Source organism: Embleya sp. NPDC008237 (genome assembly GCF_042956465.1).
In the GTDB taxonomy this organism is placed as follows: domain Bacteria; phylum Actinomycetota; class Actinomycetes; order Streptomycetales; family Streptomycetaceae; genus Embleya.
The window spans coordinates 40,349-59,401 of the sequence record NZ_JBIBGL010000013.1 but is presented as its reverse complement, the minus strand read 5'-3'; the positions used below and the strand labels follow the sequence as shown (position 1 = coordinate 59,401).

Here is a 19,053-nt window from a genome sequence, read left to right as displayed (position 1 = left end):
GCCGCCCTGACACGCCCCTGGCGGTGTCCGGCCTACAGGTCGACCTGGCGGAAGAGCAGGCCGATCTCGTCGTTGGACAACCGGCGGGTGCGGCCCGGCTTCTGGTCGCCCAGCTGGATCGGACCGAACTGGGTGCGCACCAGCCGCTCGACCGGGAAGCCCAGCTCGGCCAGCATCCGCCGGACGATGTGCTTGCGGCCCTCGTGCAACACCACCTCGACGAGGAAGTTGTTGCCGACACTGTCCACGATCCGGAAGCTGTCGGCGCGCGCGACGCCGTCCTCCAGTTCGACCCCGGCCTTGAGCTTCTTGCCCAGGTCGCGCGGGATCGGGCCCTGGATCGAGGCGAGGTAGGTCTTGCGCACCTCGTACCGGGGGTGGGTGAGCCGGTTGGACAGTTCACCGTGGTTGGTGAGCAGGATCAGGCCCTCGGTCTCGGTGTCCAGCCGGCCGACGTGGAACAGGCGCTGCTCGAACTCGGTGATGTAGTCCGCGATGGTGAACCGGCCGTCCGGGTCGAACATGGTGGACACCACGCCGGTCGGCTTGTTGAACGCGATGTAGGTCTCCGCCGGGCGGGTCGGGATGCGCATCCCGTCGACCTTGATCTCCACCGTGTCCGGGTCGACCCGCTTGCCCTGCTCGGTGACCCGCTCGTCGTTGACCTGGACCCGGCCCGCCTCGATCAGGTTCTCGCAGTGCCGGCGGCTGCCGATGCCCGCGTCCGCCATCACCTTCTGAAGGCGGACGCCCTCCTGCTTCTCGCGCTCGTTGCGCTCGGTGGAGCGCATCGTGGTCGGACGGCGGTCCGGGCGACCGGTGCTCGCCGACGGGCGGCGGTCCTTGCCACCGGCCGCGCCCGACTTCGGCTGCCCACCCGCGCCGCCTCGACGATTGTCGTCGGCGACCCGGCGGGGCTGCGGAGTGTTGCTGCCGCGCCCGGTGCCCCCGCGCTTGTTCACCGAGCGTTCGTTGCCTCGGTCGTTGCCGCCGGAGCCTTGCCTGTTGGTGGGTGCCATCAAACTTCCGTTGTCGTCTCGCCGTCGTCGGGGTCGGCGTGCACCGCCCCGGTATCCCTCCCAGTATCCCCGGTCCGCGCAACCGGGGACGCCGCGCGGTACGGGAAGCCGTCCAAAGGCCCCTCGCCCTCCGCCTCCAGTGCCTCGATCTCGGGCAGGAAAGGGGCCAATTCCGGCAACTCGTCGAGCGAGCGCAGGCCCATCCGCTCCAGGAAGAACTCGGTGGTGCGGTAGAGCGTGGCCTGGGTCTCGTATTCGATGCCGTACTCCTCCACCAGCCCGCGGGCCAGCAGCGTGCGCATCACGCCGTCGCAGTTGACGCCGCGCACCGAGGAGATCCGACCGCGGCTGACCGGCTGGCGGTAGGCGACCACGGCGAGCGTCTCCAGCGCGGCCTGGGTCAGCTTGGACTGCTGCCCGTCCAGCACGAAGCGCTCGACGGCGGCGGCGTGCTCGGGGCGGCTGTAGAACCGCCAGCCGCCGGCCACCTCGCGCAGGTCGAAGCCACGCCCCTGGGCGGTGTACTCCAGCGCCAGCGTGCGCAGCGTGGCCAGCACGTCGGGAAGCGGGTGATCGAGCACCTCGGCGAGCAGATGTTCGGAGACCGGCTCCTGGACCACCATCAGGATGGCCTCCAGCGCGGCCGGGAGCGGACTGTCCGACACCGGCAGGGCGGGCGGTGGGGTCTTGCCCCGGGCGGCCCGCGGAGCGGGCACGGCGGCCTCGACGGGCGTCGCCCGCTCGGACCGCGGCGTCGGGGCGTGCCCGGCCGCCGGCTCCGGCCCGGTCTCGTCGGCCGGCTCGACCCGGAATCCCTCGTCGCCGCTCACGCGTCCTCCTCGCCCTCGCGCGGCACCGTGTCGAACTCGTCGAACTCGACACCGACCACCACGTCCTCGTCCGTCCCGGCCGTCCAGCGCACGGTCAGCTCACCCAGCGCCTCGACCTGGTCGAACCCCACTGCCAACTCCCGAAAGAGTTCGAGCAGCACCAGGAACCGGGCGATCACGTGCAGCGTGTCCGGCGCGTCCTGGGCCAGCTCGGCGAACGTCGCGCTGCCGGTGCGCCGCAGCCGCTCGACCACTATCGCCGCCTGCTCGCGCACGCTCACCCGCTGCACGTGGATGTGCTCGATCGAGACGATCCGCGGCGCCTTGGGGGTCATCGCCCTGGCCGCCAACCGGGCGAACCGGTCCAGGGACGTGGTGATCACCACCTCGGGCAGCAGGCCCCGGTAGCGCGGCTCCAGCGGCACCTCGCGCGGGTGACGGCGGGACTCCTCGGCCCAGCGGTCCTCCAGGATGCCCGCGATCTGCTTGTACGCCCGGTACTGGAGCAGCCGCGCGAACAATATGTCCCGGGCCTCCAGCAGGGCCAGGTCCTCCTCGTCCTCGACCTCGGCGACCGGCAGCAGCCGGGCCGTCTTCAGGTCGAGCAGGGTCGCCGCGATCAGCAGGAACTCGGTGGCCTGACCCAGGTCCCAGTCCGGGCCCTGGGCCCGGATGTAGGCGATGAACTCGTCGGTGACCCGGGACAGCGCAACCTCGGTGACATCCAGCTTGTGCTTGGCGATCAGGCCCAGGAGCAGATCGAACGGGCCCTCGAAGTTGGCCAGGTTGACCCGGAAGCCGGTGCCGTCGTCCGCCGGGAGCCCGAGGCCGGGAGCCGGGGCGGAGGCGGGCGCGAGGCTCGGGTCGGGGCCGGGCGCGGGAGCGGCCTGCGGGCCGGGCTGCGAAACCGGCTCCGGCACCGCCTGCGCAGCCGATGCGGGCGGCCCCTCGGCAGCGGCGGGCCGACCCGGGCCGCGCCCGAGCGTGCGTCGGGAGGAGGCGGGACCGTTGGTGTTGGACATGGTGCGCTCAATGGTGCGGGCCGCGACTGCGGGAAACGGCACGGACCCGCCGGGCGGTGGTCCGAATTGGGCCACTCAGGGGACCGGCGGGTCCGTCGAGACTTCGCGAAGCGGGGTTCGCTCGAATGTCGCTTAAGAGCCACGCAGGCGACGGACGAGAATGCTCGCCTCACCGCGCGCCTCCAGGTCGGCCAGGACCACCGCGACCGCCTCGCGCACTATCCGACCGCGGTCCACGGCCAGGCCGTAGTCGCCGCGCAGGCTGAGGCGTGCGTGTTCGAGGTCCATCAGTTCCTCGGCGGACACGTAGACCGTGATCTTCTCGTCGTGTCGCTCGCGCCCGCTCGGGCGGCGCTGCGCACGGGTACGGCGGTGTGCCGGGCGCGCGTTCGGGTCGACACCCGCGGCGGCGGCGGACATCGAGGACGCCCCCGACGGCGTGGGCGCCTCGCGGCGGCCGGGCACGGGATGTTGCACGGCGTGCTGTTCGGCCTCGCCGGGACCGCCGTCCGAACCGGACGACTCGTGTCGTTCGGTGCTGTCGGAACCTGCTCCGACCGGCGGGACCTGCGCGGGTACGGTGCTGCGCGGCTCTGCCGAATCCCCGCCGGCGCTCTGCTGCTGTTGCCGCAGCATGGCACCACCGGTGGTCCGGAACAGCTCGTCGGCACCCGGGAGACTCACTCGGCGCGACACCGGGCGAGCACCTCCCTGGCCAGTTGGCGATAGGCGGCTGCGCCCACCGAGTTGGAGGCGTACGTGGTGATCGGTTCGCCCGCGACGGTGGTCTCGGGGAACCTGACGGTGCGTCCGATCACGGTGTGGAAGACCTGGTCGCCGAACGCCTCGGTGACGCGGGCCAGCACCTCCCGGCCGTGCACGGTGCGCACGTCGTACATCGTCGCCAGGATGCCGTCGAGCACGAGGTCGGGGTTGAGCCGCTCGTGCACCTTCTCGATCGTCTCGGTCAGCAGCGCGACCCCGCGCAGTGCGAAGAACTCGCACTCCAGCGGCACGATGACGCTGTTCGCCGCGGTGAGCGCGTTGACCGTGAGCAGACCGAGCGAGGGCTGGCAGTCGATGATGATGTAGTCGTAGTCGTTGACCAGCGGCCGGATCGCGCGCGAGAGCGTGGTCTCCCGGGCCACCTCGGTGACCAGCTGCACCTCCGCCGCCGACAAGTCGATGTTGCTGGGCAGCAGGTCCATGCCGGGGATGATCGTCTTCAGCAGGACGTCGTCCGCGCTGAGATGACTTTCCATCAGCAGGTTGTAGACCGTGAGTTCGAGTTCCATGGGGTTGACGCCCAGGCCCACCGACAGTGCGCCCTGGGGGTCGAAGTCCACGAGCAGCACTCGTCGACCGTACTCGGCAAGCGCGGCACCCAGGTTGATGGTCGACGTGGTCTTGCCGACGCCGCCCTTCTGGTTGCACATCGCGATGATCTTCGCCGGGCCGTGTTCGCTCACGGGCGCCGGAATCGGGAAGTACGGGAGGGCGCGGCCGGTGGGGCCGACCCGCTCACGCCGTTGCGTGGCGGCGTCGGGGGCGAGAGTCGCGGCGTACTCCGGATCCGGTTCGTAGTCCGCGTCGGGGTCGAACGGTCCGCCACGCAGTTCCTCGGCGTAGCGCAACTCGTCGTCGTAGTAGTACATATCGTAGGCGTACTCGTGCGCGTCCGGACCATCGAGCCCGTCTTGCCCGGCCTGACCGGCCGGGGCCGTCTGGCCCGCCTGGACGGCGCTTTCCGTGCGCGTCCCCTGCTGGTCCTGCGGGCCGTCGGCGGGCCCGTAGGAAGAGGTAGTCGGCGCTGCACGGCCCGGCGCCGCCCCTGGCTGGGCACCCCCGGGAGCAAATGTCGACTCGTTCACAAGTCGTCTTACCTCCTTGCCGACCAGGTCATTTCTTGCTTCGTCAGCCTGAATCCTTGCCGACGGATCGCGACTCTATGGCGTTGCGGACGGTCGCAGCAAGGCGAACCGCCCGACGCATGCAACATGTGAGGCGATCTAGTCAAGCGCCCGAGGGTGGGATCCTGCGTACACCTGACGAGGTCCGTCGGGGGTTTCGCGCCCGTAGACCCGGGTCGTGGACACCGAGGAATGACCCAGGAGTTCCTGGACGACCCGGACATCGGCCCCACCGTCGAGCAAATGCGTGGCGAACGAACGCCGCAGCGTATGCGGGGAGATGGGGTCCGGCAGCGCCGCCCGCGCGGCGGCCTTCCTGAGCACGACCCAGCCGCTCTGCCGTGACAATCCGCCGCCTCGCGCGTTGAGAAAGACGGCGGTGCCGCCGCACCCGGCGGCGAGTTCGGGGCGGGCCCGGACCAGATACACATCGAGCGCGTCCAGGACGGACGCACCGAGCGGCACCACTCGCCGGCGACCACCCGGGCCGGCCAGGCGGATGGTCCGGGCGGCCAGGTCCAGGTCGTCCAGGTCCGCGCCGACGGCCTCCGACACCCGCGCGCCGGTGCCGTACAGCAGTTCGAGCAGCGCCCGGTCGCGCGGCCCGTACGGTCCGGCACCCGTCGAGGCGGCGGCGAACAACGCCTCGACCCGCTCGACCGACAGCGCATCGGTGCGGCGCGGCGGCGGCGCGCCCGGACGCACGTCGTGCGCGACGTCGACCGCGACGAACCCCTCGCGCAGCGCGAAGCGGTGCAGCCCGCGCACCGCGACCACGGCCCGGGCGACCGACGCCTCGGCCGGCCCCGCGGCCCGCAACCCGTCCACGAACGCGGTCACGTCCTCGCCCCGCACCTCCGCGAGTGCGCACACCCCGCGCGCATGCAGATAAGAGAGGTAACGTCGAAGATCCCGCCGATAGGCAAGCAGCGTGTTCCGCGCCACCCCACGCTCACCCGTCACATGGGCCAGATAGGCCCCGACCACCGCATCCACGGCCCCATTCTGCCCCCCAAAACACCACATGCCGCACACCCACGCCATTGGGGGTGTACGGCATGCAACGCCCTACGCAAACGCCGACCATCACGCCCGACCAAGCCGAGCCGGCCCGCCCGGCGCTCGAGAAGACCCGAGCCCCGCAGCCCTCACACCCGGGCAAGCCAACCCAGCCCGTCCGGGCCGTGAAGCCTAGCGCGTGAGGCCGACCGTCAGCCCAGGATGTCGTCCAACGACACAGCCGGCAGGCCAAGTGCCTCGCCGACCGCAGCGTTGGTGAGCAGGCCCTCGTGCGTCGACAGACCGAGCGCCAGCGCCCGGTCGGCCTTGGCCGCATCGCGCCAGCCCCGGTTCGCAAGCTGCACGATGTACGGCAGCGTCGCGTTGGTGAGCGCGTAGGTCGAGGTGTGCGGCACCGCGCCCGGCATGTTCGCGACGCAGTAGAAGATCGAGTTGTGCACCTTGTACACCGGGTCGTCGTGCGTCGTGGCGTGCGAGTCCTCGAAGCAGCCGCCCTGGTCGATCGCGATGTCGACGAGCACGGAGCCCGGCTTCATCCGCGACACCAGCTCGTTGGTGATCAGCTTCGGGGCCTTGGCGCCCGGGATCAGCACCGCGCCGATGACCAGGTCCGCGTCCAGCACGGCCTTCTCGATCTCGTACGTGTTCGACGCGACGGTCTGCAGGTGACCCTGGTAGATCCGGTCGGCGTCGCGCAGCGCCTGGATGTTGCGGTCCAGCAGCAGCACCTCGGCCTGCATGCCCAGGGCGATCGCCGCCGCGTTCATGCCCGAGACGCCGGCGCCGATCACGACGACCTTCGCGGCGTAGACACCGGAGACGCCACCCATCAGGGTGCCGCGACCGCCGCCCTGCGCCATCAGGTGGTACGAGCCGACCTGCGGCGCGAGCCGACCGGCCACCTCGGACATCGGAGCGAGCAGCGGCAGCGCGCCGTTGGGCAGCTGCACCGTCTCGTACGCGATGGACGTGGTGCCGGCGTTGAGCAGGGCCTCGGTGCACTCCTTACCCGCGGCGAGGTGCAGGTAGGTGAAGAGCGTCTGGTCCTTGCGCAGCCGTCCGAACTCCGACGCGATCGGCTCCTTGACCTTGAGGATCAGGTCGCCGGTCGCCCAGACGTCGTCCGCCGTGGGGAGTATGGTCGCCCCCGCGGCCACGTACTCCTCGTTCGGGATGGAGGAGCCGACGCCCGCGTCGTGCTCGATGTAGACCTCGTGACCGTTGCGCACGAGCTCGTGCACGCCGGCGGGCGTGATCGCCACGCGGTACTCGTGGTTCTTGACCTCGCGGGGGATACCGACCTTCACGGCTATCAAGTCCTGTCGACAGAGGGTTGGGCACCAGCGAGCCCGAGCATGCGAATGCACGCCGTACCTCGTGGTGTCCCTAGCTTAGTGCGGTTGGAACGCCCCGCCAACCTTACAAAGTGGCAGTGAGGGGGCTACCGCTTGTCTATTTCGTAGGTTGCGCCCGAGATAAGGGACGAGAGCGAGTACCCGCGGCGGCGCTATTCGTCACCCAGAAAGCGGCGAACCTCGTCCGCTTCGGGCGCGCCCGCGTCCACGAGCAGGGCCAATGCCTCCCGGCGGCGCGAGCGGGCGTCCCGCACGTCGCCAGCTTCGAGCGCCAGCTCGGCGCTCTGCAACAGGGCGAGTGCCTCCAGGCGCTCGTCGCCCGCCGCCCGAAACGCCTCCATCGCGTCCCGGTAGACCGCGAGCGCCTCCTGCGCACGCCCCGCCTCGCCGAGCACGGCGGCGATGTCGGTCAGCACCCGGCCGATGTCGGCGGGGTTGCCGATCCGGCGGCGCACCCCCAGTGCCGCCCGGTGGTCGCGGACCGACTGTTCGAATCGGCCCATCCGCGCGTGCAGCCGGCCCAGGTGGGACAACACCCGCGCCTGGCCGGCCGCGTCGCCGATGGTGCGGCGCAGCAGCAGCGAGCGGTCGTACCAGTCCGCGGCACGTTGCAGGTCGCCCAGGTCGGCGTAGGCGTTGCCGAGGTTGACCATCGCCCGGCCCTCGCCCGCCGGGTCGCCCAGTCCGCGGGAGACCTCCAGGGCCGCGCGGTAGCAGGACAGCGCCTCCTCCAGTTCCTGGCGCGCGACGTGCAGGTTGCCCAGATTGAGCAGGGCGACCGCCTCCTGCCGGCCGGAGCCGGCCCGGCGGGCGGTGGTCAGCGCGAGTTCGTGCAGTTCGCGCACGTCGCTCCAGTGCGCCCGGCGATCCAGCAGCCGGGTCAGCACCGAGACCAGCCGGCGGGTGGCCGCGTCCAGGCCGGCGGCTGCGGCGACCCGGGCGGCGGCCAGCAGTTCCGGCCGCTCGTCGCGCAACCACGCGCGGGCCTCGTCGGCGGACTCGAAGCGCACATCGGCACCCGGGTCCGGGCCGTCCGCGCCGACGATGATCCGCTCGGCCGAGCGGGCCAGCCGCACGTACCGGTCGAGCAGGCGCACCCGTGCGTTGCGCCGCTCGCCGGGCCGCTCCTCCGCGTCCAGGCGTTCCTGTACATAACCGCGCACCAGGTCGTGGAAGCGGAAGCGGCCGGGCACCGAACCCTGTTCCAACAGGTGCAGCTCGCGCAGCTCGATCAGCGACCGGGTGGCCGCGTCGGGTCCGCAGTCGGCGAGCGCGGCGGCGGCGTCCGCGCCGAACTCGCGCCCGGGCACCAGCGCGAGCAGCCGCAGCAGCCGCGCGGCGGAGGGCACCAGTTCGCGGTGGATCAGCGAGAAGCACGCCCGCACCGCGAGGTCGTCGCCGGCCTGCTCGCGCAACCGCAACCGCTCGGCCCGCAACCGGCGACCCACGTCGGCCATCGCGTAGCGCGGCCGGGCCCGCAACCAGGCGCCGGCCATCCGCAGCGCGGCCGGGTGGAAGTCGCACAGGGCGGCCAGTTCGTCCGCGGCACGCGGATCGCACGCGACCCGGGTATGTCCGGCCAGGTTGCCGAGCAGTTCGGCCGAGGCGCGCCCGTCCAGCATGTCCAGCGCACAGGTGCGCACGGCCGCGGCCCGGCCCAGGCCGGTGAGCGGGGACACCGAGGTGATCACCACGAGCGTGGTGGGGCTTTCCGGGAGCAGCGGGCGAAGCTGTGCCGTCCCGGTCACGTCCTCCAGCAGGATCAGGAAACGTTTCCCGTCCAGATGTTCCCGAAAGAGCCGGATCCGCTCCTCGTGCGCGGAGGGTATGGCCACCGTGCCCAGCGCGTACAACAACGACTCGAGCACGTCGCCGGGCGGGATCAGCTCACCGCGCGGCCCGGTGAGCCGGGCGTACAGCCGGCCGTCCGGGAAGTGCGGGGCCAGTCGGCGGGCGAGCCGGACGGCGAACTCGGTACGGCCCACGCCGACCGGTCCGGTGATCGCGACCACCCGGTCCCGGGGCAGCCACACCGTGCGGGTGGTGCCCGGATGCTCGGGGTCGGTCGGCGCCAGCTGCGCCGGGATCGCCGCGCCGGGTCCGGTCACCCAGCTGTAAAGGGTGTCGAGTTCGTCGGTGCGTCCGACGAAGTCGGGCCCTCCGGGCGGAAGTTGGTCCACGATCGCGGGCAACGCCTCGGCCGGCGCGCGCATTCCGGGGACCAACCCCTCGGCCGTCGCGCACCCGACCCCGGACTCCCCGGTCACCGCCACCGCAGACGCCCCCTGTCTCACCCACACCCATCGCGCAGATTACGGCCACGCACCGGCTCGGGAGGTCCGACTCGCCAACCCCGAAGCGCCAATTCCGCAGCCATGCGCCCCCGAGGCGACGAGGGGATGGGCACGGGGGTCCCCGGCCCACCGAGATCCACCGGACACGGCCCGGGCGCGACCGCAGCCCGTCAGTAGGGCCGAGCGGGCCAGGGCGCATCCGCCGGCCGGAGCGCGTCCAGCCCGTCCCCGGCCAACGCGGCCGAGAGCGCGAGGGCACCCGAAACCAGTATCGGGTTGTGCAGTTCGCCCGCGAGGATCCCGGCGAGCGCCTCGTCCAGCGGCAACCAGGCCAGTTCCATCCCGACCTCCTCGTGCTCGACCGCGAACCGCTCGGCCTGCGACTCGGCCAACCCGCGGGCGAGGAACACCCGGATCGCCTCGTCCGACGAACCGGGCGTCGTGTAGAGGTCCACCAGCACGTTCCAGGTGCGGGCTTCGTGGTGGGCCTCCTCGAACAACTCCCGTTGGGCGGCGTGCAGCGGGTTCTCCCCCGGCACGTCCAACAGTCCGGCCGGGATCTCCCACAACTTGTGCCGCACCGGGTGCCGATACTGGCGCAGCACCAACAGCCGGCCCTGCTCGTCCAGCGCCACCACACCCACCGACCCGGGATGTTCCAGGTAGTCGCGCCGCGCACTGCTGCCGTCCGGCATCTCGACCACGTCGCTGCGCATCGACCAGACCCGCCCCTTGAACGGCGTCTCGCTCTCCGCGACGGGCCACGCCTCGGCGGTGTCGACGATCCTCGCCCGAGTGCCCGGGTCGTTCACGATGCGCTCCCCTTCAACAGCCGCGGCCGAATACCGCCGTCCCGACGGGTCAGCCTAGGCCCTGTCCGGCGGATCTTGGCGGGGCCGCGCCGCCTGAACGACCCCTGCTGCTTCGCGTCATTCCCGACCCAATTCTTCTGCCAGCTCGCAGAGTCGGCGTAGCTGTCCCGCAGTCAGCTGCCGTACCTCCCACAGCAACGCTGCCGTGTCGACGATCACCGCCGACGGTCTGCGACTTGCGGTGGCCACTTGCACGCCGGTCAAGGATGCCAGGACGGCGACCGGAACGCCGAGCACGGCTGCAAAGCCGGTGAGAAGCTCGGCGTCGATCTCCCTGACGCCACGGCCCACCGCACCGATGGTCGCAGCCGACAGGCAGACGTCGGACATCAGATACATCACCTTGGCCGCAGAGGACCAACCCAGATTGCGGAGAGCAAGCATCCGCACGAGGAGAGAACCGAAACTCGGGGGGTATTGCTCGTAAGGGCGCTGTTTCCTGGGCGAGAGGGACTGCCGAATCTCGGGCAGGGACCGCACGCAGTCCCTCAGTTGCCGCCTGCCGGATGCGGGTAAGGGGAGGGCACGCTGCACCAATCGCGGGAGTTCGCGACCGGCCTCCTCGTCGAAGAGCAATTCGTCGTCCGGAATGGCCAGGCCCGCGATCAAGCGGAGGTCATGACTGTGCAGACCGAGTTGTTCCGCGAGCCGGCAAAGGAATTCTTCCGATGGCGGCTTCCCCTCGGCAGCAGAAGGCAAGTCATCCATGGAAAGTCCGGTGTCCTGGCCCCGCACAAGACGCGCCAAGAGAACGTCGGAGTTCGGATACGTCGGAAAATCCATTGCCACCGTCGCATGGGTAGAGATCTTCGTTCGGATGTATCAGGGTCGCCGGGGCGTCTCCACGAGACCGTCCGACAGTGGACATGTGCCGGTTCAACGGCCCGGCGGCCCAGGGTAGTAGTTCCAGACGTCGTCGGCGAAATCCCAACCATGCCGCCGGAAGGCTCTCCGGGTAACGTCCAACAACGGGGTGAACCCTGCGGAATTCGTCGGACGGTAATGCCCGGAGAAGTTGATGACCTCGGAGATGACACCGTTTGCGTCGACGTCGAACGTGCCCGCCATGAGCACCGGGCCACGGTCACCCAGGCTGGTGTGTCCGGCATCCGCATTGAGGGCCCACATCGATTCGTTCTCCATGGCTCGCAAGGAACCGTCCCGGCGAACGATGAAGTGATATTCCCCCGGGGCAAGGGGAGATCCCGCCGCCAGGCCCGCATCCGCTGGCAGGGTGCCTTGGTCGGTGTCGTCGACCCCCGCACGGAACGGCACCCAGACCTTGTCCCCGCAGCCTTGGCAGGCCGGGTCCGGGTTGCCGCAAGCGGTGCCGGCGCCGGTGACCCCCGTGCACCTGTCGAGCCGGGTATCGGGGTCGGCCGGGGAACTCGGCGGGTTCGCCGTGCGGCATTCCTGGATGGCGTCCGCGGTGAACGTACCCGAGCAGGTGCCGAGGCTTTGCAGCGCGCCGGTGCCGATGCCGTCGCCGCACGCGCTGACCGGGCCGCCCGCACCACAGGCTCCACTCGGTGGCGCCTGCATGGGCAGCGCCGGACCGGTCGCCGTTCTCGGGGTCTGGTCGACGGCCACGTCGACCGAGGTGTTCAGGTCGATGAGTCGGCGGGCGATCTGCTGCCACCAGTGCTGGGTGAGCCACGACGTGCCGGCCCAGGTCTGCGTGCCGTCCGACCAGTCGTTCCACTTGTGGGTGACCGTGAAGCGGTACCAGTCGGTGCGGGTGTAGGCGAACGTCGAGTCGAACCACTTGGTGGTGGACGAGACCGTGTTCGAGGTCCGGCCCGTGTGGCTCCCGATCACGCTCGGCGCCGCCGGCGGCGCGGGGGCCGTGTCGACCTGTTTGTCCTCACCCTTCTTCGGCCCGTCCTGTGGCCGGGCACCGCCTTCGGGCCCCGTCGTCTGCGGCGGCCTGCCCACCCGGGGAGCCTCCACCGGCGTGCCCGTGCCGTCGGCGTTGATCAGCACGCAGATCAGCACACCGGTGCCCAGCGCGACCAGGATGACCGCGCCGATGATCAACGCCTCGGGTGTCACGATCGCCGACACCGCGCCCCCGAGGCCGCGCAGCGCGACCCGCACGCCGTTGCGGAACACGGGGCTCTTCACGATGTTGGCGGCCTCGCGATAGGCGGTCCGGACCGACGAAGCCGCCCCGCTGCCCGCCGACCTCGCGAGTTGTTGTGCCTCGCGGCCCACCGCGTTGACCATCTCCCGCGCGTGCACGCCGTGCAGCGCCGCCGACGCGAGATGGCCCACATCGTGCAGGTCGAAGCCCAGGTCGATGCCCCAGAAATGGCCGCTGGGGTCCCACCTGCTGGTCGGGTTGCCCTCGGCATACGTGTAGCGGTTCGTCGACGCCGCGCCGCCGAACGGGACGGTGGCGGTGTCGCCCGACGCGAACGATCCCGTCTTCGGGTCGTACCAGCGAGCCTGCGCCTGGACCCGCCCGGTGCTCTCGTCGGTCCACGAACCCTGGAACCCCAGTGGCGACAACGCGCCGGTCGACGCGGTGACCCGGCCGAACGCGTCGAACGCGCGCGACCCGGCGACCGCGCCCGTGTTGCTGTCCGTCAGCGCCACGACGTCGTGGTGTGCATTGGCCAACACGCCGTACGTCGGTGCGGTGCCCGGGTCGGCGAGCGTCTTCGACGCGCCGCCGGCCGAGGTCGCGGCGAACGTCACGTCGGGGTCGCCGTTGCGTGCGCCCAACACGGTGCTGCCCGCCCGCGAGAACCACCATCGACCGTCGGTGGCCGGTTCCTTGTCGAATCCGGTGTAGCCGAAGGTGTGCCCCGAACCCGTGACCGGGTTCTGCTCACTCGTCAATCGGTCGAGCGCGTCGTAGGTGTACGTGGACGTGCCGTCGCCGATCAGTCGGGCAAACGCGTCGAAGGTCTGGTTGGTGCCGGCCACCGGTTTGCCGACGGTGTGGTTCGTCGTCGACGCGAGCGTGCCGGTGGGACGCCACGTGTAGTCGGTGGTGCCGCCCGCGGGGTCGGTTGCCTGGGTGATGCGATTGCGCTCGTCGTAGGTGAAGCTGCTGCCGCCGGTGGCCACGTGCCGGTCCGGGGTGCCCTCCCACTTCGTGGCCGCGGTGCGGTTGCCGACCGCGTCCCACGTGTAGTCGGTACCGGTTCCCGCGGCCGGGTCGTAGTCGCCGGTCAGCCGGCCGGCGAAGTCGTAGGTGTAGTCCTGCGACTTGGTGCCGGCGAGGTCTCCCTCGGTCTTGGTGCCGACGAGGTTGCCTTGCAGGTCCCAGCGGAACGACTGCTTGGCCGTGACGCCGCCCGCCGGGTTGCGCACGGTGTCGGTGTCGAGCCGACCAGCCGCGTCGTAGGTGTAGGCGCGGGTGGCAAGCGGCTTGATCCCGCGCTTCTGGTCCTCCCCCGTGATCCGGCCGGCGAGGTCGTGCGTGTAGCTGCGCCCGATGCCGGACATGGTGTCGTGCACGGTCGCCAAGTCGGATTTGTCGTAGCTCCAGCCCACGCCGTCCACGGCCGACGGGCCGACCCGGTTGGTCACCCGGCCGTCGTCGTCGTAGGCGTAGACGGTGCGCCCGACCGCGGGACCACTCGCCGTGGTGAGCAGACCGCGGTCGTCGTACTCGTACATCGTCGTGGCGTTGCCGCTCACCGTCCCGGTGATGCGACCGGCCGCGTCGTACGTGAAGGTGCGCTCCGCCGCCCGATCGGCTCCGGTTCCGCTGTCCCGCACGGTACGACCGAGCCGGTCGTACTCGAACCTGCGGACCACGCCGCCCGGTTCGACGGCGGTGGTGGTTCGCCCCGCCACGTCGTAGGACGTGCTCCACGTGCGGTCGGCCGGTGCCGGATGCGCGGCGGTGGCGGGCTCGGTGCGGGTGCTCGGCAGGTCCCACGCGTTGTATCCGGTGTAGGTCGAATGCCCGAGCGGGTCGGTCGTGCGGACCCGGTTGCCCGCCGGGTCGTAGCCGAACGTCGTGGTCAGGCCCGGCACGCTCGGATCGACCACGCCCTCGCGCAGCGAGGTGAGCCGACTCTCGGCGTCGTACGTCATGTACCGCGACGTCCACCCGGCGGTCCCGCCGCGGGGGATGTCCAGGCGGGTGACGTTCCCCACCGCGTCCCGCGTGTAGTTCTCCCCGCCGATCTGTGACCCGTCCGCGCCCGTGGCGACGTACAGGGACAGCGTCCCGTCGAAATCCCAACGATTCTCTCGGGAGCGTCCCACCGGGTCGATCGTCTTCGTCGGCCTGCCGACACCGTCGTACTCGTAGGTGGTCGGGCCGTGGCCGGCGACGGTCTCGGTCAATGTCTCGCCGGCGGCGTTGTAGGCGTAGCGGGTGGACTGGGTCCCGGTGGGTGAGGTGACCTCCAGGAGTCGGCCGAGGTCGTCGTAGCGATAGGTGGTGACGAACTGCTTGACCGTTCCGCCGAATCCGCGCTGCGTCACGGCGGACGTCAGCATGCGATCCATGCCGTCGTACGTCCACAACTTCTGTGCGCCCAGCGAATCGCGCTGCGAGAGCACGTTGCCGGCGTCGTCGTGCACCGTCGTCACCACATACGGAGCGGCCTGGTCCGCGGCCGGGGGCAGGGTGACCCGGAACGGGCGGTTGCGGTTGTCGTACTCGGTCCGGGTGACCTGGCCGGACCGGTCCTGATAGGCGGTGGGGTTGCCCACGTCGTCGTACCACCAGGACTCGGACGGCAGCACCGTGGACCCGTCCGGGTTGGTGACCTGCGGGTGCACGACCTTGGTGCGTCGGCCCAGCGGGTCGTACACGGCGGTGGTCACCCGGCCGAGGGCGTCCCGGTTGTGGGTGAGTTCGCCGAACGTGTTGTAGCCGCGGGTGTCCACCGGGCGGTCCGGGTGGGCGGCACCGCCGGCGCCGTCCTCGACCGGGATCGGCGGACCGGTGGTCGTGCTCAGCCGACCGAGCGCGTCGTACGCCTGATCCGTGGTGAACCGTGCGTCGGGCGGATCGGTCGAGCCGATCGGCGGGGTGCCGCGCGGATCCGTGGTCGCCAGCACCCGGCCGGCCGTGTCCCGGCGGAAGGTGGTCACGAATCCCGCATCCGAGGGTGCCCGCCGGGACCGCACGGCGGTGGCCGTCAACCGGCCACGCGTGTCGTAGACGTGGGTGGTGCGATCGAACTCCTCACGGCCGTCCGAACGAGCGGTCCGGAGCAGCATCCCCGCCTTGCTGTAGGCGGTCGTGGTGACCCGGTCGAGCCCGCCCGGGTCGATCGTCGTACTGACGTTGCGGTTGGCCTCGTCGTAGCCGAATGCCGTCACCGCCTTGGTGGTTCCGCCGCCATGGACGTCGGTGAGCACGTTGCCGACCCGGTCGTAGGTGAAGGTGCGCAGGGGTATGTCACGGCTCTGATTGCTCACCGGGTCGCGAAAGGCGGCGAACGTCTCGGTCAGGCGCAGGTCGTCGGCCGTATAGCCGTAGGTGACCCAGCGATTCATCGCATCGCCCAGGAAGATCAGTCGCCCGGCGGGGTCGTATGCGCGCACCTCGATCCGCACGGGGCGTTGGGCGCTCGTGCCCGGCTCGGTGTACTTGCGCAGCCACGTCTCGGACAGCCTGCCGAACGCGTCGTACGTGAAGGAGTAGGTGTTGGTGTTCGGCTCCGTGCTGGTGAGCACTTCGCCCATCCGCCCATACGTGATGTTGCCGACGGTCTGCCCCTGTCGCAGTTCCTCCGTCCGACGACCCCGAACGTCGTACTTGTAGGCGGTGACCCGGGCCACGTCGCCTCCGGACGCGATCGGCGTCAGGTCGGTGTCGCGGCGCTCGATCAGGTTGCCGTCGTCGTCGTAGGCGTTGACGACGCGCCTTTGGTGGCGGACCCCGGAGATCGGGTTGGTGACGGCGGCGTCGGTGACCGTCGCGACCCGACCGACGGTGTCATAGGTGTACACGGTCTCGACGTTGTCGACGACGCGGCGCAACATCTGGCCCAGGTCGTCGTAGAAGGCGTCGGTGACCTCACCGCTCGGCGAGATGGAGCGGGTCTGATCGCCGAACCGGTTGTACTCGTAGCGCGTCACGCGCCCGTCCGGGTCGGTGACGCTGCGGACCAGGCCACATGGTTGCAGTGAACCCAGGGGGGCCCCGAGGTCGTTCACGACGAGTGGTCGGGGCTCGGGGTTCACGCAGGTGTAGGTGCGTTTGGTGACGCCGCCGTCCGCCGCGGTGCTCGACGCCACAAGGCCGACGAACTCGTTGCCGGAGTCGGCGGTTTCGTACGTGTACGAGGTCTTGTGCCCGTTCGCGTCCCGGGTGCCGACGAGCCGGCCGTTCCATGGGTCGTGGGGCAGCCCGAGGTGGTGGACGAGGTGCGTGTTGACGATCGTGTTGGCGTCGCGATACGTGTTGTGGTCGGTGGCGCGTCCGCCGCTCCAGTAGGTCTCGGTGACGTTGCCGTTCTCGTCCATCGTGGACGACGGCCGGCCGAAGGCGTCGTAGCCCCAGATCTTGGTCGTGGACGGCGTCGGGTTCTCGCCCGTCCACCGGTACCACAGCGAGGCTCGGGCATCGAATTCGTACTGGGTGATGAGCCCGTTCGGTTCGTGGACCTTGACGACCAGTGCGCCGTTGACCGATCGGCCCGGCCCACGCACGTAGCTCCACACCGCGCCGTCCGCGAACGTCACCGACCCGACGTAGTCGCCGAGGTAGTCGATCCGGGTCCCGGTGCCCGGCCGGCTTCCCTCCACGTTCGCCATGCGAGCGATGTTGTAAGGGGGTTGGGGGTACAGGTACCGGTAGGACCGGCACGCGTTCGTCGTGTCGCAGGTGCCGGTCAGGTAGCCGTTCCGGTAGCTGTACGTACGCCACCGAGCGGTCTGCGACGGGCCGTCGGGTCCGGTCGCCACCCAGCCGATGTCGCCGTCGACCCAGCCGAAGTACAACGTGCGCGACCACGCCTCGAAGCCCTCGCGGATCGAGGCGGGGCGGCCCTGCGCGTCGTAGGCGAGGAACTGGGCCTGCCCGCTCGCGCCGACGATCGTGGTGAGCTTGCCGTTCGCGTTGAAGATGTACCTGGTGCCATCCTCCATCTGCAGTTCGTTCGGCCCGAAGACCTGGGCGCTGCTCGCCTCGCCGTACGCCGCGACGTATCCCCCGTCCGGGTTGCGGCCGTAGCGGACCTGGCGGCCGTCGGGGTAGGTGATCCGCACCGAACCGTCGATCTCGGTGAAGGAGCGCATGTCCAGTACGGACGACCAGCCCTGGCCGAACGCCCCGTGCACCGGGTTCGCGCTGTTGTAGATCCGTTCGATCTGCAACGGCAGGCCGCGCCCGGGAAGCGCGAGGTCGGTCTCACGGCGCGTGTAGTTGCCGCGGAACAGGCCGACGCCGGCCGCGTCGATCGAGGTGGGGTCGACGCCCAGGCGGCTGAGCCCTTCGACCGGTTGCACGATGGTGGTCAGGCTCGCCTGTCCGCTCCATGGAGTGGTCGCGACGGCGTCTCGCACCCGCACCCGCCAGAAATACGTGGTGTTCCACAGGATCCAGTCCGATGGCGGGGTCCAGTGATGGGACAGCGAGAAGCTTTGTGTGGGTGTGCCGACGCGGATCCAGCCGCTGTCCCGACATTGCGATCCGCTCGGCCCGCCCTGCGCGCACAGTTCGTACTCGATGTCGATCGGCTGGGTGTCGTCGCCGAAGACACCGATGTAGAACGAGGTGTCCAGGGTCGACTGGGTGGTGCCGTCGGTCGGTGTGTAGGCGCGGGCCGAGGGGGGCTGGTGGGGAAGGTTGATGTGCCAGGCCGTGGACCCCGGCACCCCGTGTTCGGTGAACCACGAGACTCCGTCGAGCAGATCCCACACGATGAGGAAACCCCCGGCGGGCAACTGCTCGACCGCGGCACTCATCTGGAGCCAGTGCCCGGGCTCCAGGGCAATCGGCAGCGCGGTGGAGAGGCCGACGAAGTTGTACAGGCTCCCATTGGCCCGGTAGACGTGGTAGGAGAGCCGAACGCGCCCGTTGGCGGGCCAGGTGAAGTTCGAGTCGTTGGTGATGGTCACCCACGCGTAGCCGCGTTGCGCGTATGTCGGATCCACCGAGAACGCCGAGGGGCTCGCGTATCGCGCGCCGTACGTGTCGCCTGCGGCGAGCGCACCGGTAGTCGGGGCCGCGGCTTCGGTCGCCGGCGGCGCCTTGCCCGGCGCCGGCGCCTTCTCCTGGGCCGGGTCGGCGCGCGGGAGGTCCCCGTTCGCCCCGTCCTTGGCGTGCGGCAACTCGTCCAGTCGCAGCCCCTTCTCGACGCGGGGCGGACGGGCGATGTCGAGGTGGTCCGGGTTCGGCTCGTCCACCACCGCGCCCCGGCGCTCCAGCGCGCTCTCGTTGGCGCGCATCGCGTCGCTCATCGCGGTCGGAGCCGACGGGGCCGCCGGCGGGCTCTCCCGTTCCGCGACCGCCCGCTTGAGCCGCTCGCGACCCTCGTACAGGGCGTCTCCCGGCTTCGCCTCGACCCGGGTGTTCGGTATCGGCGGCGGCGCGGTCGGCGGAACCGAAACCACGCCCGGGGGCAGCGGGCCGGACCGCGCCGGTGCGGACCGATCCTCGGCGGTCGCGGCCCACGAGGACAACAACCCGGACAGCAGGGCCAGAATCACGACCCCGACCAGACCCACTCGTGCGCGAATCCCCATCGCCGACCCCCACGTGCAACGGCGGAGGCCGCGCTCCCCGGGTGCGGGCATCGCGACGTCCGGA

The 19,053-nt window shown here is 70.7% G+C and carries 11 protein-coding genes; all 11 read right to left on the bottom strand.

Annotated elements, in window-relative coordinates; genetic code table 11:
• Window positions 1-32: 32 nt before the first annotated feature.
• Window positions 33-1,019: a pseudouridine synthase gene (locus ACFZBU_RS30550; protein ID WP_391586915.1), complete on the bottom strand. Its 987-nt coding sequence runs from the start codon at window positions 1,017-1,019 to the stop codon at window positions 33-35.
• Window positions 1,019-1,849, bottom strand: coding sequence for an SMC-Scp complex subunit ScpB (scpB, locus tag ACFZBU_RS30545; protein ID WP_391586914.1), 831 nt, complete (start codon window positions 1,847-1,849; stop codon window positions 1,019-1,021). Before scpB ends, ACFZBU_RS30550 begins: the two co-directional genes overlap by 1 nt.
• Window positions 1,846-2,871: a segregation/condensation protein A gene (locus tag ACFZBU_RS30540; RefSeq protein ID WP_391586913.1), complete on the bottom strand. Its 1,026-nt coding sequence runs from the start codon at window positions 2,869-2,871 to the stop codon at window positions 1,846-1,848. Before ACFZBU_RS30540 ends, scpB begins: the two co-directional genes overlap by 4 nt.
• Window positions 2,872-3,003: 132 nt before the next feature.
• Window positions 3,004-3,567 carry a hypothetical protein gene (locus tag ACFZBU_RS30535; RefSeq protein ID WP_391586912.1) on the bottom strand — a complete coding sequence of 188 codons (564 nt, stop codon included), beginning with the start codon at window positions 3,565-3,567 and terminating at the stop codon, window positions 3,004-3,006.
• Entirely contained in the window at window positions 3,552-4,526 is a 975-nt protein-coding gene (locus tag ACFZBU_RS30530; RefSeq protein WP_020555592.1) for a ParA family protein, read from the bottom strand. Before ACFZBU_RS30530 ends, ACFZBU_RS30535 begins: the two co-directional genes overlap by 16 nt.
• 354 nt (window positions 4,527-4,880) lie before the next feature.
• Window positions 4,881-5,777: a tyrosine recombinase gene (locus ACFZBU_RS30525; RefSeq protein ID WP_391586911.1), complete on the bottom strand. Its 897-nt coding sequence runs from the start codon at window positions 5,775-5,777 to the stop codon at window positions 4,881-4,883.
• A gap of 215 nt (window positions 5,778-5,992) precedes the next feature.
• The gene (ald, locus tag ACFZBU_RS30520; protein WP_391586910.1) at window positions 5,993-7,108 is read right to left on the bottom strand and encodes an alanine dehydrogenase; all 1,116 of its coding nucleotides are present in this window, start codon (window positions 7,106-7,108) and stop codon (window positions 5,993-5,995) included.
• Window positions 7,109-7,308: 200 nt separating this feature from the next.
• Entirely contained in the window at window positions 7,309-9,429 is a 2,121-nt protein-coding gene (locus ACFZBU_RS30515; protein WP_391586909.1) for a tetratricopeptide repeat protein, read from the bottom strand.
• Between the two features lie 191 nt (window positions 9,430-9,620).
• Window positions 9,621-10,262, bottom strand: a complete 642-nt coding sequence (locus ACFZBU_RS30510) for an NUDIX domain-containing protein (RefSeq protein WP_391586908.1) — start codon at window positions 10,260-10,262, stop codon at window positions 9,621-9,623.
• Between the two features lie 117 nt (window positions 10,263-10,379).
• A complete protein-coding gene (locus ACFZBU_RS30505) occupies window positions 10,380-11,105 on the bottom strand; it encodes a hypothetical protein (RefSeq protein WP_391586907.1) in 726 nt (241 codons plus the stop codon).
• 93 nt (window positions 11,106-11,198) lie between these two features.
• Window positions 11,199-18,953 carry an RHS repeat-associated core domain-containing protein gene (locus ACFZBU_RS30500; protein ID WP_391586906.1) on the bottom strand — a complete coding sequence of 2,585 codons (7,755 nt, stop codon included), beginning with the start codon at window positions 18,951-18,953 and terminating at the stop codon, window positions 11,199-11,201.
• Window positions 18,954-19,053: the final 100 nt, after the last annotated feature.

Excerpts from the sequence above, each read along its gene's own strand:
- ACFZBU_RS30505 (WP_391586907.1), bottom strand. The coding sequence starts at position 11,105 with ATGGATTTTCCGACGTATCCGAACTCCGACGTTCTCTTGGCGCGTCTT.
- ACFZBU_RS30540 (WP_391586913.1), bottom strand. The coding sequence starts at position 2,871 with ATGTCCAACACCAACGGTCCCGCCTCCTCCCGACGCACGCTCGGGCGC.
- ACFZBU_RS30530 (WP_020555592.1), bottom strand. The coding sequence starts at position 4,526 with ATGTACTACTACGACGACGAGTTGCGCTACGCCGAGGAACTGCGTGGC.
- ACFZBU_RS30550 (WP_391586915.1), bottom strand. The coding sequence starts at position 1,019 with ATGGCACCCACCAACAGGCAAGGCTCCGGCGGCAACGACCGAGGCAAC.